This window comes from Sulfitobacter sp. BSw21498 (genome assembly GCF_006064855.1).
Lineage (GTDB): Bacteria > Pseudomonadota > Alphaproteobacteria > Rhodobacterales > Rhodobacteraceae > Sulfitobacter.
On record NZ_CP040753.1, the window covers coordinates 960,911 to 981,253 of the forward strand.

A 20,343-nucleotide genomic window follows, 5' to 3' on the forward strand; every position below is an offset into this window, starting at 1 on the left:
AAATGGACACGGCCCCCGCAATCCTAGACGGCGCATTTTGGATCAGCTGCGGTATCATCTTGTTTCTTCTGGTGCTTTCCGGCTTCTTTTCGGGGTCTGAAACGGCACTGACGGCTGCATCGCGGGGCAAGCTGCGCGGGCAAGCAGACAAAGGGTCCAAGGGTGCTGAACGGGCTCTTCGGATCACCGAAGATAACGAGCGGCTTATTGGCTCTGTCTTGCTGGGCAACAATCTTGTGAACATTCTTGCAGCCTCGCTTGCGACGGCGCTGTTTACGCGTGTCTTCGGCGAATCCGGTGTGGCGTTGGCGACGCTGGTGATGACCCTCCTTGTGCTGATATTTGCCGAGGTGCTGCCCAAGACCTATGCGATCACCAATGCAGAAACTGCCGCTGCCGCTGTGTCGCGCCCCATTGCGCTGGTGGTGTTGGTCTTCAGCCCCGTTGTGTCGGCTGTACGCTTTTTGGTCCGTGGTATCTTGCGATTGTTCGGCGTGACGATCGACCCCGACAGCAACATCCTAGCCGTGCGCGAAGAAATCGCTGGTGCGCTCCAGATCGGTCGATCCGAAGGTGTGGTTGAAAAAGAGGATCGCGACCGTATTCTTGGCGCCTTAGACCTGCGCGAACGTATGGTCGAAGAGGTCATGCTCCACCGGTCTGGGATCGAGATGATCGACGCCGCGAATGACCCGTCACAGATCCTTGAACAGATACTTGAAAGCAATCACACCCGCCTGCCCGTCTACCGCGACGACCCAGAAAACATCATTGGTGTGATCCACGCCAAGGACGTGCTGCGGGCCATGTACGAGCATATCAATGGTGCCGATGACGACGCGCCGTTCAAGTCTTTCAAAATCGCCGATATCGCGGTGAAGCCCTATTTTGTGCCAGAAACGTCCACGCTCGACGAACAAATGCGCCAGTTCCTCCGCCGGCGTACGCATTTTGCACTCGTGGTAGATGAATACGGGTCGCTGCAAGGGCTGATCACGCTCGAAGACATTCTGGAAGAAATCGTCGGCGAGATCACTGACGAGTTTGACCCAGACGCAGATCACGGGGTCACCAAGACCGAAGACGGGCAGTTTTTCGTCGACGGAGCCATGACCATCCGCGACCTGAACCGCGCGACAGAATGGGACCTGCCTGATGATGAGGCAAACACCGTCGCCGGTCTGGTGATTCACGAAGCGCAGATGATCCCGACGCCCAGTCAGGTGTTTTCCTTCCACGGGTTCCGGTTCGAAGTCATGGCGCGTGACGGTAACCGCATTACCCAGCTGAAAATCCGGCCGCTCTGATCGGCGCTGCCGTCGCGCTGACGCGTCAGTTTGTATCCGTACCATTGTCCATTTCGGGCGTATCGTCCTGTTCCTGGCTTTGGCGCAGGGTCTTTCTGACCGCGTCGCGCACGGCATCGCTCGCGCTTTCCATCAATTGTGCGCGGTCCGGTTCAAACTCGATAGCATAGAGGGCCCGACGCAGGTGACGTTCAGCCGAAGTACGCGCCGCATCGCGCAGCCCCTTGTCGGGGTGGCGCATCAAGCCGTTCAAGGTCGTTTGCAGGCGTTGCTGCACCTCTACGACCGTGCAGCCATCCCGCGCCAGCGCGCCAAAGGCGTCTTGGACCAGATCTGAAGCCTTTAGGGGTTCGACGTATATATGGTCCAAAACCTCGTCTCTCTCCCGCGCTGTTTCGTCCTCGTAGTCCGTCAGAACCCGCCCGATCCGTGTAATCATGTCGATGGCGGTTCCGGGATCGTTCACACCCGGTGACAGCGCCTTTGAGGCAACCTCTCCCATGACGATCAGGCCAAAACGGGGGTCTTGGTCAAAGGTACGCAGATCGCCGATGATTACACTGGCCCTGATCCCCGCGCCGAGGGTTTCGTCGGTGTGTTCGTCGTCTATGGGATCGCCCACGCGGTCGATCATCATCATCGGTTCATTCACGAAAACAAAGCTACCGATGTTGCGTCTAAAGTAAATTTTTACCCCGTGGTTTGCCGCCACAGTGTTCAACGCCTCGGGATAAAGATGCTGGATATAGCCATTCTCGTCGGCCGTGAACGGTTCGGCACTTTCGGGAATATCACCGGTCAGCGCATTGGCCCCAAGGCAGGGGTTCTGCAATCTCTCCCGGAAGGACAGGCGGGTCTGTTCTTCGACCTGACGGGACGTGTCGATCAGGCTACCAAAGGACTGCAGATGAAGCACCCAGCGGATCAGGCTGAGCACAATAACGATCAAGACGATCACGGTCATGATGAACAAGACAAACGACCGCTTGTCGTCGAACACCCCCAATTCGCGCAGGATGATCGCGATCAACGCATAGACATATGCGCCGATAAAGACCGCCAGAGTGTTCTGCGTTGTGCGGTCCTTTACGATCAGACGGTGAACCCGTGGCGTCCATTGAGTGGAGCTGCTGCGATACACGGTGACCATGACGCTTAACGAAAAGGTGGTCACCGCAAGCATCGCATTCGCGATAATCGACAAAAGTCGGTCCGCAGCACTGCCCGTCAGATATGTCGCCAGTGACTGTGGTATCCACCTTTCGATCAGCGTGCTTACCAACAGAGAAAACACCGCCAAGAGCCCCATAATCAAAACACGCACCCAAAGTTTGCGGCTGTATTCGCGGCCTTTACGGATCAGCGTCGAGGGGATCAAAAAATCAGGTGTCATTCATATATTCCGCGCTTGGGCTACCGAGTTCCCTAAACTTGCGCGCAGATCACTTGGCTTTTACACTCAACGCGCAGGTCGTCCGACTGGTTCATACTGGTAGCACGAAAAGTTGAGGCAGCGAATAGGCTTACGCCTTTTATACACCACGCTAGTTTTATCAGGGACTCCGGATGCGCCACGACATTCCCATCATCTTGCTGGCCGCGGGCCAATCCTCGCGGATGCGAGGGCGCGACAAGCTGACAGAGCTGATTGACGCAGAGCCGCTTTTGCGACGGCAGGCACGGATCGCACGCGCCGCGACAAAGGCCGCAATCATCGTGGCGTTGCCGCCCGCGCCCCATCCGCGCTATGATCTGCTGCGCGGTTTGGATGTCACACCGTTGCCTGTGCCAGACGCGGCGGAAGGGATAAACGCATCGCTGCGCGCGGGGTTTGCGGCCTTGCCGAGCAGTTCTCTGGCTGCGATGATCCTGCTGGCCGATCTACCGGAGCTAACCGAATATGACCTTAGGTGCGTGCTTCAGTCGGTTGATTTAAATACGAAGTATACGATATGGTGCGGCGCGACCTCTGATGGAAAGGCCGGACATCCAACGGTGTTTGCCGCGTGTCATTTTGACCGCATTGCGCAGATGTCCGGTGATACAGGCGCCAAAGAGATTATCGCACAGGCGCAGGCAGAGACGCTGATCGTGCCCCTACCGGGGAACCGTGCGCGGCTGGATCTGGATACGCCCGAAGCATGGGCCGCTTGGCGCGCCGCTCGCTGACCCCTGCCTTTCAACGATAAAGCTAAGGACGACAAAACGGGACAGTCTCCTGCCCCGTTCATTGCCGTGCACCCCCTTTTGTGGGGAACACGGGTGTTGCTGCATTCAGCCCGCCGCTTACTTCGTGAGAAGTTTTGCCTCGTGCTTTTTGAGCGTGCGGCGCGCGGCGACATAGCCGTCCACCCCTTCGCGCGTCGCCAATTCTGGGAATAGCTCCAGAATCTCGTTGCGCTGCGCGTTGCCCACACCTGCAAGGCTCATATCGCCCGGCTGGAAGCTTTCAGTCCATGTACCGTCGGACAGGATCACCTCGTGTTGGTCGAACATCATGTGGATGTAGGTCGTGCCCGAGGTCTCGACGATATCAACACCTTCGAGACCGGTCAGGTGCTTCGCCGCGACGAGGACTTCACGCTCTTCGAAATAGAGCGCCGTTTTGTCGTTGGCCACCAGAACGCGGTGGTTGGGGCTGACCAGCATGTCTCGCTCGGGCAGGTTGTTCCCCAATGCGCCCTGACGGATCAGCACCGGCAACAGATGCGCCTTACGCGCCAGTTCATGACCGGACATTTCACGTGCACCGACCCAGCGGATTTCCTGAATGCCGTTGTCGCGGGTAATGACACGGTCGCCAACCTCCAGATCTTCGACCCGACGTTCGCCTTTGGGCGTTGCGATCAAGGTGCCCGGCGTAAAGCAGGGGATGATCTCTTCGATGTTGGTAAAGTCCAACCGACCGGTTTCAGCGCCGGACGCATCCGTGAAGACAATCGTACCGTCGATGCCGTCATTGACGCCGTCGCCGTCAATCGTGTCACCGGGATCACTATCCGGAGTGACATTTTCAAGACGGTAGCCGCCACCGTTCAGCGAACCGACAAGGTTGATGACATCATAGTCATTGGCGTCGGTGCCGGAGCCACCATTGATGGTATCGCCGCCATTAACGTCAAGGAAGGTATCCCGACCATCGTTGCCGTCTAGGCTATCATTGCCTGCACCGCCGCGAATGGTGTCGTCGCCGCCGCCTGCGATAATGGTGTCATCACCTTCACCACCGGTCAGACTGTCGTCTCCGAACCCGCCAAGGATGCTGTCGTCGCCGCCATCGCCAAAGATGGTGTCGTTATCTTCGCCGCCGTTGATGGTGTCGTTGCCTTCTCCACCGGACAAAAGATCGTCGCCGCGAACACCGCTGATGGAGTCGTCACCGTCACCACCGTCTACGGTATCGTTGTCGCCAGCCGCAAAGATCGTGTCGTTACCGTCACCACCCAAAATGCTGTCTTCACCGAAGCCACCAAGGATGTAGTCGTCACCGTCACCACCGTCGATGGTATCGTTGCCGAGACCACCGTCGATTGTGTCGTTGCCGTTACCGCCCATGACGCTGTCGTTATCGTTGCCCGCAAAGATAGAATCGTTGCCCTCGCCACCGTCAATAACGTCATCGCCTTGCGCACCGAGTATGGTGTCATCGCCCTGGCCACCCAAAATTGTGTCATTGCCTTGGCCGCCATCTAGGCTGTCGTCGTCGATGCCACCGTCGATGTAGTCGTTGTCAGCACCGCCAAAGATGGTGTCGTCATCGTCTTCACCGTACAGAACGTCGTCTCCGGCGCCACCGTCGATCAGATCTTTGCCATTGTTGGGCTGAGGATCTGTCGCATCTACTTCTTCGCCAGCATAACCCGCGATGGGTTCTGTGCCAAAGCCGCCATAGATTGTGTCGTTGCCGCCGTTGCCCTTGAGCGTATCGGAACCGTGGCTGCCGATGATGAAATCATTGCCATCACCACCTTCGACAAAGTCGTCGTCGATGCCAGCATTGATAAAGTCATCGCCCGTTCCGCCAAAGATCGTATCAGAGTCGTCACCGGTGCGGATCGTATCGTTGCCCGAACCACCATCGACAAAGTCACGACCGTCGTCCTTGTTCGGATCGCCGGTTCCGAAGAACGGATTTGAAACAGTTTCACCTGTTACCGGGTGAATGAATGTAGGTTGGTCATTCTTGTAGTCCGAGAACGTATCCACACCCGCATCGATCAGATCGTCGCCGTCACCACCAAAGATACTATCCGCGCCTTGAATATCCGTGATGGTATCGTTGCCGCTGCCGCCATAGATGGTGTCGTTGTCAATGCCGCCTTCGATGACGTCATCGTCCGCGCCACCGTCGATGTAGTCAGCATCATCGCCGCCATCGATGGTGTCGTTGCCGCGGCCACCAATCAACGTGTCCCTGTCATCGTTGGGGTTTGCGTCCTGATCAAATGGTGTGCCCACCAAAGGAATATCCGCGTCAGGCACGCCGATCACGCCCGAATTGTTGCCGATCAGCACATCATTGCCCGATCCGCCAACAAGAGAGTCGTTGCCGTCACCACCGATCAAGCTGTCATCATAGCCGCCACCGTCGATGATATCATCGCCGCCTTGGCCATCAATGGTATCATCGCCACTACCGGCGTTGACCACGTCGTTCCCGTCGCCGGTCAAAACATGTTCGTCACCACCAGAGCCTGTGACCGTATCATCGCCGCCACCCAGTTCGAGCTTCTCGATCTCTGAGAATTCGGTGATGCCGGAGCCGTTGGTCAGTGTCCCTTCCTCGTCGTCAGTGAAGGTCACTGTCAGATCGTCATCCACAGCGGTGCTGTCGATCACGTCGCCTGTGGTTTCGCCGCTTTCGCCGCCGATGATAACGTCATTATCAATGCCGTCGGTCAGCGCGAAGGTGTCATCGCCCGACCCGCCGTCAACGGTATCGTCGCCCAGACCGCTATCGATCGTGTCGTCGCCGCCGTTGCCAAAGATCGTATCGTTGATACCGTCGGTGCCGTCGATCTGGTCACCCTGCGCGTCCGTATACTCCGGCTGCATGGTTTCGCCGCTGTCCAGACCATCAACCGGACCTGCTATCTCTTCACCGATGATATGTTCAATTTCGGTGAATTTGAACGATCCAGCAGAGCTGCCATCAGCATTATACAGGTCGACGGTGCCGTTCTGGCCATTGCCGTTGCTGTCGGGTGTCAGATCACGCAAGCGGAAATTAAGGCCAGTCAGGTCAAGCGTGTCATCGTCGGTGTTCTGGCTGGGGTCAGAGTCGAAGCCGCCTGCGCCGCCATCCACTTCATCACCATAGTTGCCGCCAAAGATGGTATCCTTGCCTGCGCCACCGCTGATCTTGTCTTTGCCCTCGCCGCCGGTCAGCTGGTCATTCCCGTCACCGCCGACCAGCGTATCGTCGTCATCGCCGCCAAACAGCGTGTCGTCGCCTGCGCCACCGTCGATAAAGTCGTCGCCCTCGTCGCCCATCAACAGGTCATTGCCCGCGCCATCGTCAACGCTGCCTACAGGTGCGTCGAAATAGACGTCGGTGATGTTGATGCCCGCGTGATTGCCATCCGACAGATCCTGATCCATCGTGTGGGTAATCTCAAGGTAATCGACCGGGCCTTCGATGTTCACCAGGGCAGAGTGGTCCGGGTCAGTATCGGGGCCATTATCTCCGCGGCTGATCAGGGTTTCGTAACCGCCAACGCCGTCCTGGTTCTGAGCGTTGATGCCGCTGCCTGTATCGACCTTGATCGCCGTGCGCGTCCCATCGGGGCCGATCGCCACGATGACAACTTTCGAAGCGTTATCAATGTCATTGATGCGGAAGCTGATGTTGGTCACATCCTTGGAGAAGTCCAAACGATATGTCGCGCTTTCGCCATCCTGGTTCGCCAGCGATGCCAAGGAGCTGTTGGCATTGGTCGCCTGATCGTCGCCAGTGATCGAATGCACCTTTTGCTGGTCCGTCGAGAATGTCGTCTCGGGCGTTTTGGTGCTGCCGGTGACAGAGAAGGTCACATTGACGTTGCCCGTGTCCTGAACAAAGCCGCCGCCCAGATTATCATTATTGTCGACAGCGGAGGTATCGTGGGGGTCTGGTGCCTTGTCCCACTCAAAGCTCTCGCGCTCTGTTGTGCCGCCAGACGAAGAACCGTCACCGGTGTTGTTGTCGCCGTAGATCGTATCTTTGCCGCTGCCACCGGAGATGGTGTCATCGCCGCTGTTGCCTTCGAGGTAGTCGTCGCCTTCGTTGCCCTCGATGCTGTCGTTGCCACCCTCGCCAAAGATCGTGTCATTCCCAGCACCGCCGGTCAGCACATCGTCGCCACCAACCAGCCCGTCTGTCGGCGATGTCGCATCGCCTGGCGTGGTGTAAGTGTTTGCAATGTGGTCATATTTAATCGACGGAAGGTCAGAGCTGTGGCTGACGAAATCATAGGATTTGCCGACCTCAAGCGGTTTGTCTGTCACGATCCCGACGGCATCCGTACCGTCAAAGTTCATCACGTAAACGGTCACATCCTGCGAGGAATCCACGGCGTCCGAGGGACGCACGACATAGGAATATTCGGGGATGAATTTATCCCCTGCGTATTCGGTGTTGCCGTTCAGCTTGGTGGTTTGAACAAGGGTCTGCGTACCATCGTTGTCATTCAACGAGTCGTCCCCGTCCTTGACGCCAACAGCTACGGGGGCAGAATTATCGTTAATAGTGAATGATTTACCCGTCAGCTCGCTGGTGCCGGTATCGCTATCGCGGAACGGGCTAGAGCCGCCAGCGACGGTCACATTCGACAAGTCCCACGTCAAAACAGTGTGATCTGCACCTGCCACAGGATCGACCCCTTTCGACACAGGATCCGCCTTGGTCAGGCCCGCGCTGTCACCAAAGATGATGTCGTCACCTTCGCCGCCGTCCAGAGTGTCGTTGCCAACTGCGCCGTCGTCGTCAGGTAGCGCGGCCACGGGACTGTCAAAAAACACGTCTGTCACGTTCACGCCCGAATTGCCGCTGGTCGCACCTGTGTGGATGAATTCGATTCGCGACACGGGGCCTTCGATGGAAACGTTTACCGAATATTTACTATCAGAGGGGTAGTCGTCACCACCTTTGCTGGTTGCTGTATCGACACCGAATTTGCCGTCGCTGTCGGTCAGTTTCACACCGCTGGAGTTGCTGTTCGCAATCAGATCGACATCGATCATTTTCCCTGACGCATCGTAGGCCAGAACCTTAACTGCGCCATTGTTGTCGATATCATTCACGTTGAACGATACGTTGCCAACGGCCTGATCGAAACGGAGCTCGAACTTTGTATCACCGGTGCAGTTTGCCAGCGATTCAAAGGAGCTCTCGTCGTTGATTTCTTCGGAACCGCTGTCGATGTTGTCGATAAACTGGTCACGATCGCTGAATTCCTGCGAGGCATGATTATTGGGCGAGAAGCTTTTCAGATCGAACGTTACATTGACGGAACCGGTGTTCTGGGTGAACCCGCCCTTGAGGGAATCGTCGTCATCGATCTCGGACCCGTCGCCGGAAGGATCTGGTGCCTTGGACCATTCGAAACTCTCGCGGTTGTCACCAAAGGTACCCTTGGTCGCACCGTCACCGATCAGGATGTCATCACCGCTGCCACCTTCGACCAAATCATCGCCCGAACCCGCCACGACTGTATCATCGCCCAAACCTGCCTTGACCGTATCGTTCCCGCCGCGCGCAAGGATGATGTCGTCGTTGTTGGCATAGCCAAACACCGCATCATTTGCATCAACACGGTCGCCATGGGGGTCGCCTGTATAGCTGGCGTCGATCAGGTTGTCCTGTTGGTTACCATCCACAATACCGTTCGGCCCCTCGCTCGGTGCCTCGGTCGCCGTTTTCTCGGCCTCGGCGGTGCTGGTTTTGCCAAAAAGCCATAGCTTGTTCAAAAAGATGGTCATATCAGTCGTCTCCAAAATTTGCTCGGGCACGCTGCGGTGGATACCGTCAGCCCAAAATAGTAGTTTGCCCGTTCACGGGCGAAGCTCATCAGTTCGTGGGGCACGTAACCCGTGCCAAATCCTTAGGGTAGGACGCGGCGCCGCCCTGCCCTTTACGCCGCTGCTGGGGGCGTAGCGGTGCAGGACAAAGAGCGCGGCGCCCATTGTTTAAATCTGTAATCAACTGGGTATGGGCCATTTGTGTTCTTGATGTGATCCGACGGCGGCGGTTTGGGGGATTAAACAAGGCGAAAGCGGCGCGCCTGGCGCAACGCAGCGTAGCGTCATCGCCTTTAACCAGCCGGTCTGGCTTTCGCGTTAAGTAGGCATGTGATCCCATCGGTCTCTCCCGTTTTCCACCGATATGGCGGGCCATCGCAAAATGGCGAACACTAACCCCCTAACAATGCTTCGCGGCCATCGACGACGCGCAAAGAACTTTACCGTTCTGGAGGGAGAGACAGCCAAACAAGGCCGCCCTCTGCCGAGCAATCGACAGTGGTGTATCCAACGATCTCCTAAGAGCCGAGCGACACATCTTCCCCGCACAACTTGCGCGTTCAATGCGGTCGCCCCCGAAACCTAAAAACTTTGCCCCCCAGTTGGGCAGGCTCATGAATACTCTTCGGTCTGCTTTGCAGGAAGAAGAAAGTGGCAAGAAAGTGCTGAGACGCCCCTTTTCGGCCATGTTTCGTCCAAGTCTGCTGAATTAAGATACCCGCATAGGTGGTGTATTGTTTCCAAATCCTTCGAGAGGGTAATCATCCACGCACCGGAAATTTAGAAATTAAAGAGAAAATTCGACCGAACGTTCCGGAGTAGATCTCTATTGTTTCGGTTTACGATACAGCGAACAACGTCTGACAATAAATTCAACTATACCGATACTGGTCTTTTGCAAATTTCCCAAATTGGAACCAATAAGTTGAAACAGCGAGGATTTTTTCAAAAAATGTAGGTAGTTTTTTTCTGATACGGCCGAATCAGACCTTAGGCAAAAGAGTAGTCAACGGCGCAGATGATAAGGAATACTACCGCTGAAAGAGCGCGGTTTCCCCACAGGACGCTGACCAGGCAGCGGCATTAAACAGCCCCATCGCCCGCAACCAAAAGCGGTATTTACGTCAATTTTGATGCAAAATTATCTTCGCGTGGCCATTGGCTTGAATACCGGCCACATCACAAACATGCTGCCACGCAACACGCCAGAATGCCGTTGTGGTACCAGCCCAATACGCCGCTAGCCGGCGCTAGGGATAAAATCCCGTCATCGACATAGAAAACAAACGCACGCGCGACGAGGAAAGCGGATACATCCCGCAAGCCATCGCTGCTCGAAACTATATTTCACGGAAAACCCTGTCGAAACAAGGTGGTACCCAAGGCCGGACTCGAACCGGCACGCCTCGCGGCGGGGGATTTTGAATCCCCTGCGTCTACCATTCCGCCACTTGGGCACAATGGGGGTCTGTTACCGTGCAACGCGGCCCGCGGCAAGAGCAATTTTACCGCTTTTGCTTGACCCCGTTCGATTGTTCTGGTGTTGCCAGTTGACGGACAACCTTTACCGGAGAAAACAGTATGATCCGACGGCTTTATGACTGGGTTCTTGGCCTGGCGAACCATCCACACGCACTTTGGGCGCTTGCGGTTGTCGCGTTCCTCGAAAGCTCGGTTTTTCCTATTCCGCCGGATGTGTTGATGATCCCGATGATCCTCGCTCGCCCCAGCCGTGCATGGTTGATCGCAGGGGTTGCGCTTGTGGCGTCGGTTTTGGGTGGCATGTTGGGCTATGCCATCGGGGCGCTCGCGTTTGAACAGTTGGGACAGCCGATCCTCGCCAGCCTTGGCAAAGGCGACGCGATGGCTGAATTCTCGACGCGGTTTAATGATGTCGGGTTTTGGGCCGTGCTTGGCGCAGGGGTCACGCCCTTCCCGTACAAGGTAATCACAATCATGTCTGGCTGGACAGGGATGCCGCTGGCGACCTTTATCGTCACCTCTATCCTCGCGCGGGCGCTACGCTTCTTTATCGTCGCCGCGCTGCTGTGGGAATTTGGCGCACCGATCCGTGACTTTATTGAACGCCGCCTGCCTTTGGTGTTTACCGTATTTGTCGTGCTGCTGTTCGGCAGCTTCTTTTTACTGAGGTATCTGTGATGACCCGAAACACCTATGTCCTGATCGCCACGCTTGGCTCTGCGGCGTTGCTGCTGGGGGCGTTCGGCTTTCAGCATATCGGCGGCTACGCCCCGTGCAAAATGTGTCTCTGGCAGCGTTGGCCCCATGCCGCGGCGATTGTTATCGGGGTGATTGTGCTGTTCGGCGCGCCGCGTGCATTGATCTGGCTTGGGGCCCTCTCGGTGGCCATTACTGGCCTCATCGGCGTCTATCATGCGGGGGTCGAATGGAAATATTGGCCCGGTCCGTCGTCCTGCACCGGTGGCGGCATGGATTTGGGCACCATGAGCGGGAGCGACCTGTTGTCCACAACAGCGCCTTCCGGTCTGGTCATGTGCGACGCTATCGTCTGGCAGTTATTTGGGCTTTCCATGGCAGGATGGAACGCCGTCGCATGCGCCGTACTGCTGGCGTTCTGGGTCTCTGCGGCGCGCAGTTCTCGCTAATATATCCGGCAGGTCGCCGCACTAAACGGCGACCTGCCCCGCCTTGCGAGTCTTTAGCAACAAGCTGGTTTCGCTGGCGACCACCCCATCAAGCTTGCGAATACGGGCCAGAACCTCGTCAAATTCCTCGAGCGTTTTGGTCCCGATTTCAACAATCACATCCCACCGCCCATTGGTTGAATGCACCGCGCGCAGCGGCGCCATGCCGGCAAGCGTACGCGTGATACGTTCCGTCCCGCGGCCTTCGATTTCGATCATCATCAAGCCGCGCACGGGATCCGCCCTGACATCCGATCGTGTAACGACAGTAAATCCCAAAATCTCTCCGTTTTGTTGCAACCGCGCCAGTCGCGCGCGCACCGTGGTGCGCGACAGCCGCAAGGCAGTGGCAAGATCAGAAAGCGAGGCCCGCGCGTCATCGCGCAGGGCTGCCAAAATTGCTTCGTCCGTATTGTCCATAACCCCTGCCCGAATTGGATAGTTATTCTCCGATTTGGTCACTTTAGTCGATTGTTGCTGATCATACCAACCAGATAATCTGCACGAAACTCGGATTAAAGGACCGCTCGTATGACTGGACAAAACTGCATTCTTCTTGGCGCGCCGCTGGACAGCGGCAAACGTCGTCTGGGCTGTTTGATGGGCCCCGACGCCTATCGTACAGCTGGACTGGCACGCGCCCTGACCGATCTGGGCCATGATGTCACCGATCGCGGCAACGTGGCCCCCGCAGCGTTCACCCCCGGTCAGCACCCCAAGCTGCACGCGCTTGAAGAGACCATCGCTTGGACTCATAGTCTGGCTGACGCCACCCAAGCGGCCCTGCAAGACGGCACACCCATCATCATGGGCGGCGATCATGCGCTGGCGTCCGGCACCGTTCTGGGCGCGATGCGCCATGCGCAGGCGCAGGACCGTCCGCTGTTTGTGCTTTGGCTGGATGCCCATAGCGATTTCCACACGCCCGAAAGCACCGACAGCGGCAATCTGCATGGCACGCCATTGGGCTATGTCACGGGCCGCGAAGGCTTCGACGCTTTCCCTGATCTGCCCTATGCCCTACCGCATGATAATATAGCGATCATCGGACTGCGTTCCGTCGACGCCGCCGAACGTGCTGCGTTGCAGGAAACCACCATCCAGCGCGTCGACATGCGCGAGATTGATGAAACCGGCATCGCCACGCCACTGAACACCTTCCTTGAAAAGGTCGCCGCCGCCAACGGGATGCTGCATGTCTCGCTCGATGTGGATTTCCTTGACCCGTCCGTTGCGCCCGCTGTTGGCACAACCGTCCCCGGCGGTGCGACGGTACGTGAAGGTCATCTGGTCATGGAGATGCTGCACGACAGCGGGCTCATGACCTCGCTTGATCTGGTAGAGTTGAATCCGTTCCTGGACGAGCGTGGCCGCACTGCGCAACTGATGGTTGATCTGGCCGCCTCTGCCTTTGGCCGCCGGGTTTTCGACCGCCCCACCCGTGCATATTGATTTGACTGAAAGGCTCCCTGGCATGACCAAGCTGACCCCCTCCGACAAAGCGCTGGTGCCCTTTGTATCCGTCGACAACATGATGAAGTTGATCCATCACATCGGGTTAGAGCCCATGCTGATTGGCCTCGGCGACTATATTGAGGCTGACTTCAAACGATGGGAGCTTTTTGACAAAACGCCCCGCGTTGCCAGCCACTCGGAACAAGGTGTGATCGAACTGATGCCGACCTCGGATGGTGAGGTGTACGGGTTCAAATACGTCAACGGTCACCCCTCGAACACCGCCGAGGGCTTGCAGACCGTGACCGCCTTTGGCCTGCTGGCAAATGTCGCCAATGGATATCCGGTGCTGCTGTCCGAGATGACAATGCTAACCGCACTGCGCACTGCGGCGACGTCGGCGGTGGTGGCGCGGCTGCTGGCCCCCAAGGGCGCGCATGTCATGGCGATGATTGGTAACGGGGCGCAGTCCGAATTCCAGACCCTCGCGATGAAGGCCATCGTTGGCATCGACGAGGTGCGTTTATATGACATCGACAAAGACGCCACCGCCAAATGTGCGGCGAACCTGCAAGGGCTGGGGATTAAGGTCGTCCCCTGCGACACCGCCGAAGAGGCCATGCTGGGCGCGCAAATCGTCACCACCTGCACCGCAGATAAACAATACGCCACCATCCTCACCGATAATATGATCGGGAGCGGCATCCACATCAACGCCATCGGCGGCGATTGCCCCGGCAAGACAGAATTGGCCCCCGCGATCCTGCACCGCGCAGGGATCTTTGTGGAATACCCCGAACAGACCCGTATCGAAGGCGAGATCCAGCAGCTTGAACCGGACCATCCTGTTACGGAAATCTGGCAGGTGCTGACCGGTCAGGCGCAGGGGCGCACGGATGACAAGCAGATCACCCTGTTCGACAGCGTCGGCTTCGCGATCGAGGATTTCTCGGCGCTGCGGTATGTGCGCGACCAGATCAAGGCGACTGATCTATTTGATCCCCTTGACCTGCTGGCCGACCCCGAAGATCCGCGTGACCTTTTCGGGATGCTCCAACGCGCCAAGTAACTAGCAAAACGGGGCTATCTCGGCGCGGTCACATCATGGTGGTATAGCCAGTTGAACGCGCCGACCATCGCCCCGGGGGCAAGGGTACTGGCCACCTTCAATCCTAGATGGGCCGCTGTCCGTACCGCACCGGGGCGCAGGTGATAGCGCATGGCGTTACCTGCCGCTGCTTTGATCACCCGGCGCACGCGTGGTTCGCGTAGGGTCTGGTAGCGGCTTAGCGCATGGTCTGCTGGGTGGTTCAACACGGTGTCAGCCAACACCCACGCGTCCTCTAGCGCCATGTTCGCCCCTTGGGCGAGGAACGGCAGCGTCGGATGCGCAGCATCGCCAAGCAACGCGACCCCGCCCTGATGCCACGTCTGTGCCACGGGATGTAGATGCAGCCCCCAAAGCGTGCAGGTCTCAACCGCGTTGATCATTGCCTTAGCACGCCCGCCAAAGCCTGCGAACGCCTGCTTTAGGTTCGCCGGATCGTCGAAGCAGTTCCATCCTTCGGCAGCCCAGCTGTCCCGCTCTTCCACCGCGACCAGATTGACCAGTCCTCCACCACGTAAGGGGTAGCTCACCAGATGCCGCCCCGGTCCCATGGTCACATGCGCCTCGTTCGGATGGTCAAAGGTATTAGGCACGACAGCCCGCCATGCCACCTGTCCGGTGAACTCTGCCTGATCTGCGCCATTCAAAACGGCGCGCGCGCGGCTATGAATGCCGCTGGCATCCACGATCAACTCGGCCCGTCGGCGCGATCCGTCTGTGAGGCACAGCTGCGGCGTGGCACCGGGCGTCACCTCTGCCACCTCGACGCCCAGCTCAATCGACACATTGCCTCGTTTGGCAGCCCCCAGAAGGATATCCACCAGATCGGCACGATGCACAAACATATATGGGTACGCACCCTGCCCCCGCATCAGGTCCAGCCGTGCGACACGCGTGCCTGTCTTATAGTCCTGCAACACGACCGCCTGCCCCCGCACGGCGGCGCGTTCGGTCAGCTTGGATTCGAGCCCCATGGCGCGCAGTACCGCGATGCCGTTTGGACTGATCTGCAAGCCCGCGCCAACCTCGGTAATCGCGGGGGCCTGTTCAAGTAGGGTGACGGCCATGCCCCGACGTGACAATGCCGCCGCTGCGGCCAGCCCGCCGATCCCACCACCAATTACAATCGCGTTGCTGATACCCATGTTACCAAGCCTGTCTTGCCAGCTTCATACACAAAAGCGCCGGGCTCTCACCGCGACGCTTTCATTATTGTTCTAGTGCGAATGTCATCATACGCGATCCGCCTGCAGGCGATCAATCGTCGCGGTGGACTTTCTCGCGGCGCTCGTGACGCTCTTGCGCCTCAAGGCTCATTGTTGCGATTGGACGCGCATCCAGGCGTTTCAGCGAGATAGGTTCACCCGTGACAGAGCAATACCCGAATTCACCTTCGTCAATGCGGCGCAGCGCCCCGTCGATCTTGCTGACCAGCTTGCGTGCGCGGTCCCGTGTGCGCAGTTCAAGCGCGCGGTCCGTCTCTTCGGAGGCGCGATCGTTCACATCTGGGATATTCCGTGTGCCGTCCTGCAAGCCTTCGATGGTATCGCGGCTTCCCGCCAGCAGTTCGGATTTCCAATTCAGTAGTTTGCGTCTGAAGTATTCAACTTGCCGATCATTCATGAACGGTTCGTTTTCAGCGGGTGTATAGCCATCCGCCAAAAAAACTTCCTGCTTCATATCATTCCCCATCGCGGTCTTTAATCCCTGTCATGAAGGCGCGTCTCCCGACATCACTCCCGTGGCGTGCATCTAACGCAGCGTTAGCGGATTGTCACTACACAATGCTTATGTTTGTTGGTTTAAGGACCAAGAATAGCGCGTTGAAGAAGGTTGAAAACAAGATGAAATTCCAAGGTACTCAAGATTACGTTGCCACAGATGACCTCACGATTGCGGTGAATGCGGCCGTGACACTGGAACGACCTCTGCTTGTAAAGGGCGAACCGGGTACAGGCAAAACGGAACTTGCGCGTCAGGTTTCCAATGCGCTTGGCCTGCCGATGATTGAATGGAACATCAAGTCCACGACTCGTGCACAACAAGGCCTGTACGAATATGACGCCGTCAGCCGTCTGCGCGACAGCCAGCTTGGTGAAGAGCGCGTGCACGACGTGAAAAACTACATCCGCAAGGGAAAGATGTGGCAGGCCTTCGAAGCGGAGGGCAAGACGGTGCTTTTGATCGACGAGATCGACAAGGCGGACATCGAATTCCCCAACGACCTTTTGCAAGAGCTCGATAAGATGGAGTTTTTCGTCTATGAGACCGGCGAAACGATCAAGGCGGTGAACCGCCCCATCGTGATCATCACCTCAAACAACGAAAAAGAGCTGCCCGACGCCTTCCTGCGCCGCTGCTTCTTCCACTATATCCAGTTCCCCGAGATGGACACACTGCGCAAGATCGTCGAAGTCCACCACCCCGGCATCAAAGATGCCTTGCTGACTACCGCATTGACCCAATTCTACGACATCCGCGATCAACAGGGCCTGAAGAAAAAGCCGTCGACGTCCGAAGTGCTTGATTGGTTGAAACTTCTATTGGCCGAAGATCTGGACGCATCCGACCTGAAGAAAGACGGCAAATCCGCCTTGCCCAAGCTGCACGGCGCGTTGCTGAAAAACGAGCAGGATGTGCATCTGTTTGAACGCCTTGCCTTTATGGCCCGCGCGCAAAAGTGACCGGAAAGGGGCGCGGTACGCCGCGCCCTGACGCCCCTAAAACGATCCCTATTTTTCCACCGCCCCGTTATTTCATGGCGGCCGATGCGATAACTTTACTTGTGACGTTCCGGCAACGATGGTCACAAGCCTGCCTTATTTGTTAACATTTTTCTCTAAATTGACATGCTTGCTCCCTAGAATGGTCGGGATAGCGGGCGAAAAAACACCTGTAATCAGCTCAAAAGGGCAGTCAGGTTTATGATGCATATGATTTTCGCACTGTTCGTGCGCCCCGCGTTGGATATCGTTAAAGTCGCCCGAACGGTCTTTACGTCTGTCGCAGCGGGGGCGCGTCCATGAAAAAGATCCTCCTGTTGCCCCTCGTGCTGGCGGTCAGTGCCTGTGTTCCGGCCTCGCACCCCGGTGTGGTCACCCGCGCCGCGATGGAGCCCGCCTCGACGTCCTCCCTGCCCGCGATGAAACGGTTCACCCTGCACCAGGCCCTGCCCGCGCCTCGATCCAACAACGATTTGTCACTTGATTTCATCGAGCTGTCGTTCCGTATGGAAAGCGGCAAGGAGCTGCCTGTTTTCACCCGTTTCGAAGGCCCCGTCAGCGTGCGCGTCATCGGTGCGCCGCCGCCGACCCTCGGCCCTGACTTGACCGCGCTGATGAACCGTTTGCGGCAAGAGGCCCGCATCGACATCAGCCCGACAACCAACCCGGCAGCCAATATCACGGTCGAAGCCGTCAGCCGTCGCACCATCAGCAAGGTGCTGCCGCAAGCCGCCTGTTTCGTGGCTCCCAATGTCAGCAGCCTTGATGAATATAAGAAAGTCCGCCGCACAGCGCAGACCAACTGGTCACTGCTGAAGACCCGCAGCCGCGTCTCTATCTTCATCCCCAATGACGCCAGCCCCCAAGAGGTCCGCGACTGCCTGCACGAAGAGCTGGCCCAAGCCCTCGGGCCGCTGAATGATCTCTACCGCCTGCCGGACTCCGTCTTTAATGACGACAACGTGCATACCGTGTTAACCGGCTTTGATATGACAATTCTACGCGCCTATTACGATCCTGCGCTGCGGTCCGGCATGACACGGGGTCAAGTGGCCAACGCCCTGCCCGGCATTTTTGCACGGATCAATCCCGGCGGCACCTCGACCCAAGCACGGTTTGTAACCCGCACCCCCCGCGAATGGAACGCCGCCGTTCAAGGCGCTCTTGGACCCGGCCGGTCCAGTGGTCAACGTCAGGACGCTGCCTATAGCGCCATTAAGATCGCGCAAAGCCTTGGCTGGCAAGATCACCGCCGCGCCTTCGCCCATTACGCAATGGGCCGCGCCTTGCAATCTGGTGACGCCGAAGCCGCGCATGAACAGTACAAGATGTCCGACCTGTTCTACGCCCGCACCCCCGGAACGGACCTGCACCGCGCCTATGTCGCGACGCAACTGGGGGCTTACTCTGTCTCCAAGGGTCAGGGTGCCGAAGCGCTGCGTCTGATCGCCCCCCATATCAACACCGCCCGCTTGCGCGAAAATGCCGCCTTGCTCAGCACCCTGCTGTTGCTGCGTGCCGAAGCGCTCGAACTGGAAAATCGCGCGGCCGAGGCGCAGGCCGTCAGGCTGGACAGTCTGGGCTGGGCACGGTACGGATTTGGCTCTGACTGGGCTGTGCGGGCCAAAATGCGCGAGATCGCGTCGCTTAACCCGCTCAAATAAATAGCGAAACGGGTTAAAATGATCGTCATACTTCTCGCCGTGATCGGCGCTGTTATCGGGGGGCTGACCGCCCGTAAACGCAACGGAAACCGCAAGGATATTGCTCAATACGCGGTGGGCTTTGCGATGGCCTTTATCATCGTCGGCATGATCCTTACAGTCGTTCTGGACCGAGTCCTAACCGGAGCGTAATATATGTTTCTGCCGTTCTTTGAGCAACTGCGCCAGCATAAGGTGCCTGTGTCCATGCGCGAGTTTCTGGCCTTTCTCGATGGTATGTCGGCCGGGCTTGCGACCTATGACGTAGACGCGTTCTACTATCTTGCGCGCACCAGCATGGTCAAAGACGAACGCAACATCGACAAGTTCGACCGCGCCTTTTCGGCCGCGTTCTCTGGTCTTGAAAACATCAGCCTCGACGAGGTGATGGAAGCGGTGGATATCCCGCATGAATGGCTGGAAAAGATGGCTGAAAAGCATCTGACCGCGGAAGAAAAAGCCGAGATCGAAGCCGCCGGCGGTTTTGATAAACTCATGGAGACGCTGCGCAAGCGGCTTGAGGAACAAAAAGAACGGCATCAGGGCGGCAACAAATGGGTTGGAACGGCGGGCACCTCGCCTTTCGGCGCATATGGTTACAACCCCGAAGGCGTACGCATCGGCCAGAATGAATCGCGCCATCAACGCGCGGTCAAGGTCTGGGATAAACGCGAATTCAAGAACCTCGACGATTCCGTTGAGCTGGGCACACGCAACATCAAGGTCGCGCTAAAGCGCCTGCGCCGGTGGGCCCGCGACGGGGCGAATGACGAATTCGATCTGGGCGGTACGATCCGCGCCACGGCAGAACACGGCTACCTGGACGTGAAAACCCGCCCCGAGCGGCGCAATGCAGTCAAGGTCTTGCTGTTTTTGGACATCGGCGGCTCGATGGACCCGCATATCAAAACTGTCGAAGAACTGTTCAGCGCCGCCAAATCCGAATTCAAACACCTCGAACACTTCTATTTCCACAACTGTCTCTACGAAGGCGTCTGGCGCGACAACCGTCGCCGCTGGACCGAACAGCTGGACACAATGGAAGTTCTGCGCACCTACGGTTCTGATTACAAATGTATTTTTGTTGGCGACGCATCCATGTCCCCCTACGAGATCGCCTATCCCGGCGGGGCCAACGAACATTGGAATGCCGAAGCCGGATCAGTCTGGCTGTCTCGCGCGCGCGAGCAGTGGAACAGCAACCTTTGGATCAACCCGATCCCCGAGAAATACTGGCCCTACACGCAATCCATCAAAATGGTGCAGGAAATCTTTGGACAGGATGCCATGGTACCTATGACCCTCGAAGGGCTCAGCCGCGGAATGAAGACGCTGACGCGGTAATCGACTGCTGCGCCAATACGGGTAGGAACATTTCAACCG

General features: G+C 57.5%; 15 protein-coding genes and 1 tRNA gene. 10 read left to right on the plus strand and 6 right to left on the minus strand.

The window, feature by feature from the left end:
- Window positions 1-2 precede the first annotated feature (2 nt).
- A complete protein-coding gene (locus E5180_RS04710; protein ID WP_138923380.1) occupies window positions 3-1,307 on the plus strand; it encodes an HlyC/CorC family transporter in 1,305 nt (434 codons plus the stop codon).
- 25 nt (window positions 1,308-1,332) lie between these two features.
- Here the strand turns inward: E5180_RS04710 and E5180_RS04715 are convergent, their stop codons facing one another.
- Complete coding sequence (locus tag E5180_RS04715) at window positions 1,333-2,700, minus strand: DUF2254 domain-containing protein (RefSeq protein WP_138923381.1); 1,368 nt, start codon at window positions 2,698-2,700, stop codon at window positions 1,333-1,335.
- Window positions 2,701-2,873: 173 nt separating this feature from the next.
- On the opposite strand from E5180_RS04715, the gene E5180_RS04720 reads away from it, so the two are divergent.
- On the plus strand, window positions 2,874-3,476 hold the full coding sequence (locus tag E5180_RS04720; protein ID WP_138923382.1) for a nucleotidyltransferase family protein: 603 nt from the start codon (window positions 2,874-2,876) through the stop codon (window positions 3,474-3,476).
- Window positions 3,477-3,593: 117 nt separating this feature from the next.
- On the opposite strand, the gene E5180_RS04725 is transcribed toward E5180_RS04720, so the two are convergent.
- Together E5180_RS04725 and E5180_RS04730 are read right to left on the minus strand one after the other, a co-directional pair.
- The gene (locus E5180_RS04725; protein WP_254700529.1) at window positions 3,594-9,266 is read right to left on the minus strand and encodes a Hint domain-containing protein; all 5,673 of its coding nucleotides are present in this window, start codon (window positions 9,264-9,266) and stop codon (window positions 3,594-3,596) included.
- 1,412 nt (window positions 9,267-10,678) lie between these two features.
- Window positions 10,679-10,762: transfer RNA gene (locus tag E5180_RS04730), tRNA-Leu, on the minus strand.
- A 124-nt stretch (window positions 10,763-10,886) separates the two neighbouring features.
- Between E5180_RS04730 and E5180_RS04735 the strand changes: the two genes are divergently transcribed.
- Window positions 10,887-11,465 (plus strand): YqaA family protein, encoded by a 579-nt coding sequence (locus tag E5180_RS04735; RefSeq protein WP_138923384.1) that lies wholly within the window; start codon window positions 10,887-10,889, stop codon window positions 11,463-11,465.
- Window positions 11,465-11,932, plus strand: a complete 468-nt coding sequence (locus E5180_RS04740; protein WP_138923385.1) for a disulfide bond formation protein B — start codon at window positions 11,465-11,467, stop codon at window positions 11,930-11,932. Before E5180_RS04735 ends, E5180_RS04740 begins: the two co-directional genes overlap by 1 nt.
- A 21-nt stretch (window positions 11,933-11,953) precedes the next feature.
- Here E5180_RS04740 and E5180_RS04745 read toward each other — a convergent pair whose 3' ends face one another.
- Window positions 11,954-12,391, minus strand: a complete 438-nt coding sequence (locus E5180_RS04745; protein ID WP_138923386.1) for an Lrp/AsnC family transcriptional regulator — start codon at window positions 12,389-12,391, stop codon at window positions 11,954-11,956.
- Window positions 12,392-12,502: 111 nt separating this feature from the next.
- Here E5180_RS04745 and rocF point away from each other — a divergent pair, with 111 nt between their 5' ends.
- Window positions 12,503-13,423 (plus strand): arginase, encoded by a 921-nt coding sequence (rocF, locus tag E5180_RS04750; protein ID WP_138923387.1) that lies wholly within the window; start codon window positions 12,503-12,505, stop codon window positions 13,421-13,423.
- 22 nt (window positions 13,424-13,445) lie between these two features.
- Window positions 13,446-14,495 carry an ornithine cyclodeaminase gene (locus E5180_RS04755; protein ID WP_138923388.1) on the plus strand — a complete coding sequence of 350 codons (1,050 nt, stop codon included), beginning with the start codon at window positions 13,446-13,448 and terminating at the stop codon, window positions 14,493-14,495.
- Window positions 14,496-14,509: 14 nt separating this feature from the next.
- Here the strand turns inward: E5180_RS04755 and E5180_RS04760 are convergent, their stop codons facing one another.
- Complete coding sequence (locus E5180_RS04760) at window positions 14,510-15,679, minus strand: FAD-dependent monooxygenase (protein WP_138923389.1); 1,170 nt, start codon at window positions 15,677-15,679, stop codon at window positions 14,510-14,512.
- Between the two features lie 112 nt (window positions 15,680-15,791).
- On the minus strand, window positions 15,792-16,226 hold the full coding sequence (gene dksA / locus E5180_RS04765; RefSeq protein ID WP_138923390.1) for an RNA polymerase-binding protein DksA: 435 nt from the start codon (window positions 16,224-16,226) through the stop codon (window positions 15,792-15,794).
- Between the two features lie 152 nt (window positions 16,227-16,378).
- On the opposite strand from dksA, the gene E5180_RS04770 reads away from it, so the two are divergent.
- The 4 genes from E5180_RS04770 to E5180_RS04785 all read left to right on the plus strand — a co-directional run bounded on the left by E5180_RS04770 (window position 16,379) and on the right by E5180_RS04785 (window position 20,304).
- Window positions 16,379-17,218 carry an AAA family ATPase gene (locus tag E5180_RS04770; RefSeq protein WP_138923391.1) on the plus strand — a complete coding sequence of 280 codons (840 nt, stop codon included), beginning with the start codon at window positions 16,379-16,381 and terminating at the stop codon, window positions 17,216-17,218.
- A 338-nt stretch (window positions 17,219-17,556) separates the two neighbouring features.
- Complete coding sequence (locus E5180_RS04775) at window positions 17,557-18,921, plus strand: DUF2927 domain-containing protein (protein WP_138923392.1); 1,365 nt, start codon at window positions 17,557-17,559, stop codon at window positions 18,919-18,921.
- An 18-nt stretch (window positions 18,922-18,939) separates the two neighbouring features.
- Window positions 18,940-19,113 (plus strand): apolipoprotein acyltransferase, encoded by a 174-nt coding sequence (locus E5180_RS04780; RefSeq protein ID WP_093732157.1) that lies wholly within the window; start codon window positions 18,940-18,942, stop codon window positions 19,111-19,113.
- A gap of 3 nt (window positions 19,114-19,116) precedes the next feature.
- The gene (locus tag E5180_RS04785; protein ID WP_138923393.1) at window positions 19,117-20,304 is read left to right on the plus strand and encodes a vWA domain-containing protein; all 1,188 of its coding nucleotides are present in this window, start codon (window positions 19,117-19,119) and stop codon (window positions 20,302-20,304) included.
- Window positions 20,305-20,343: the final 39 nt, after the last annotated feature.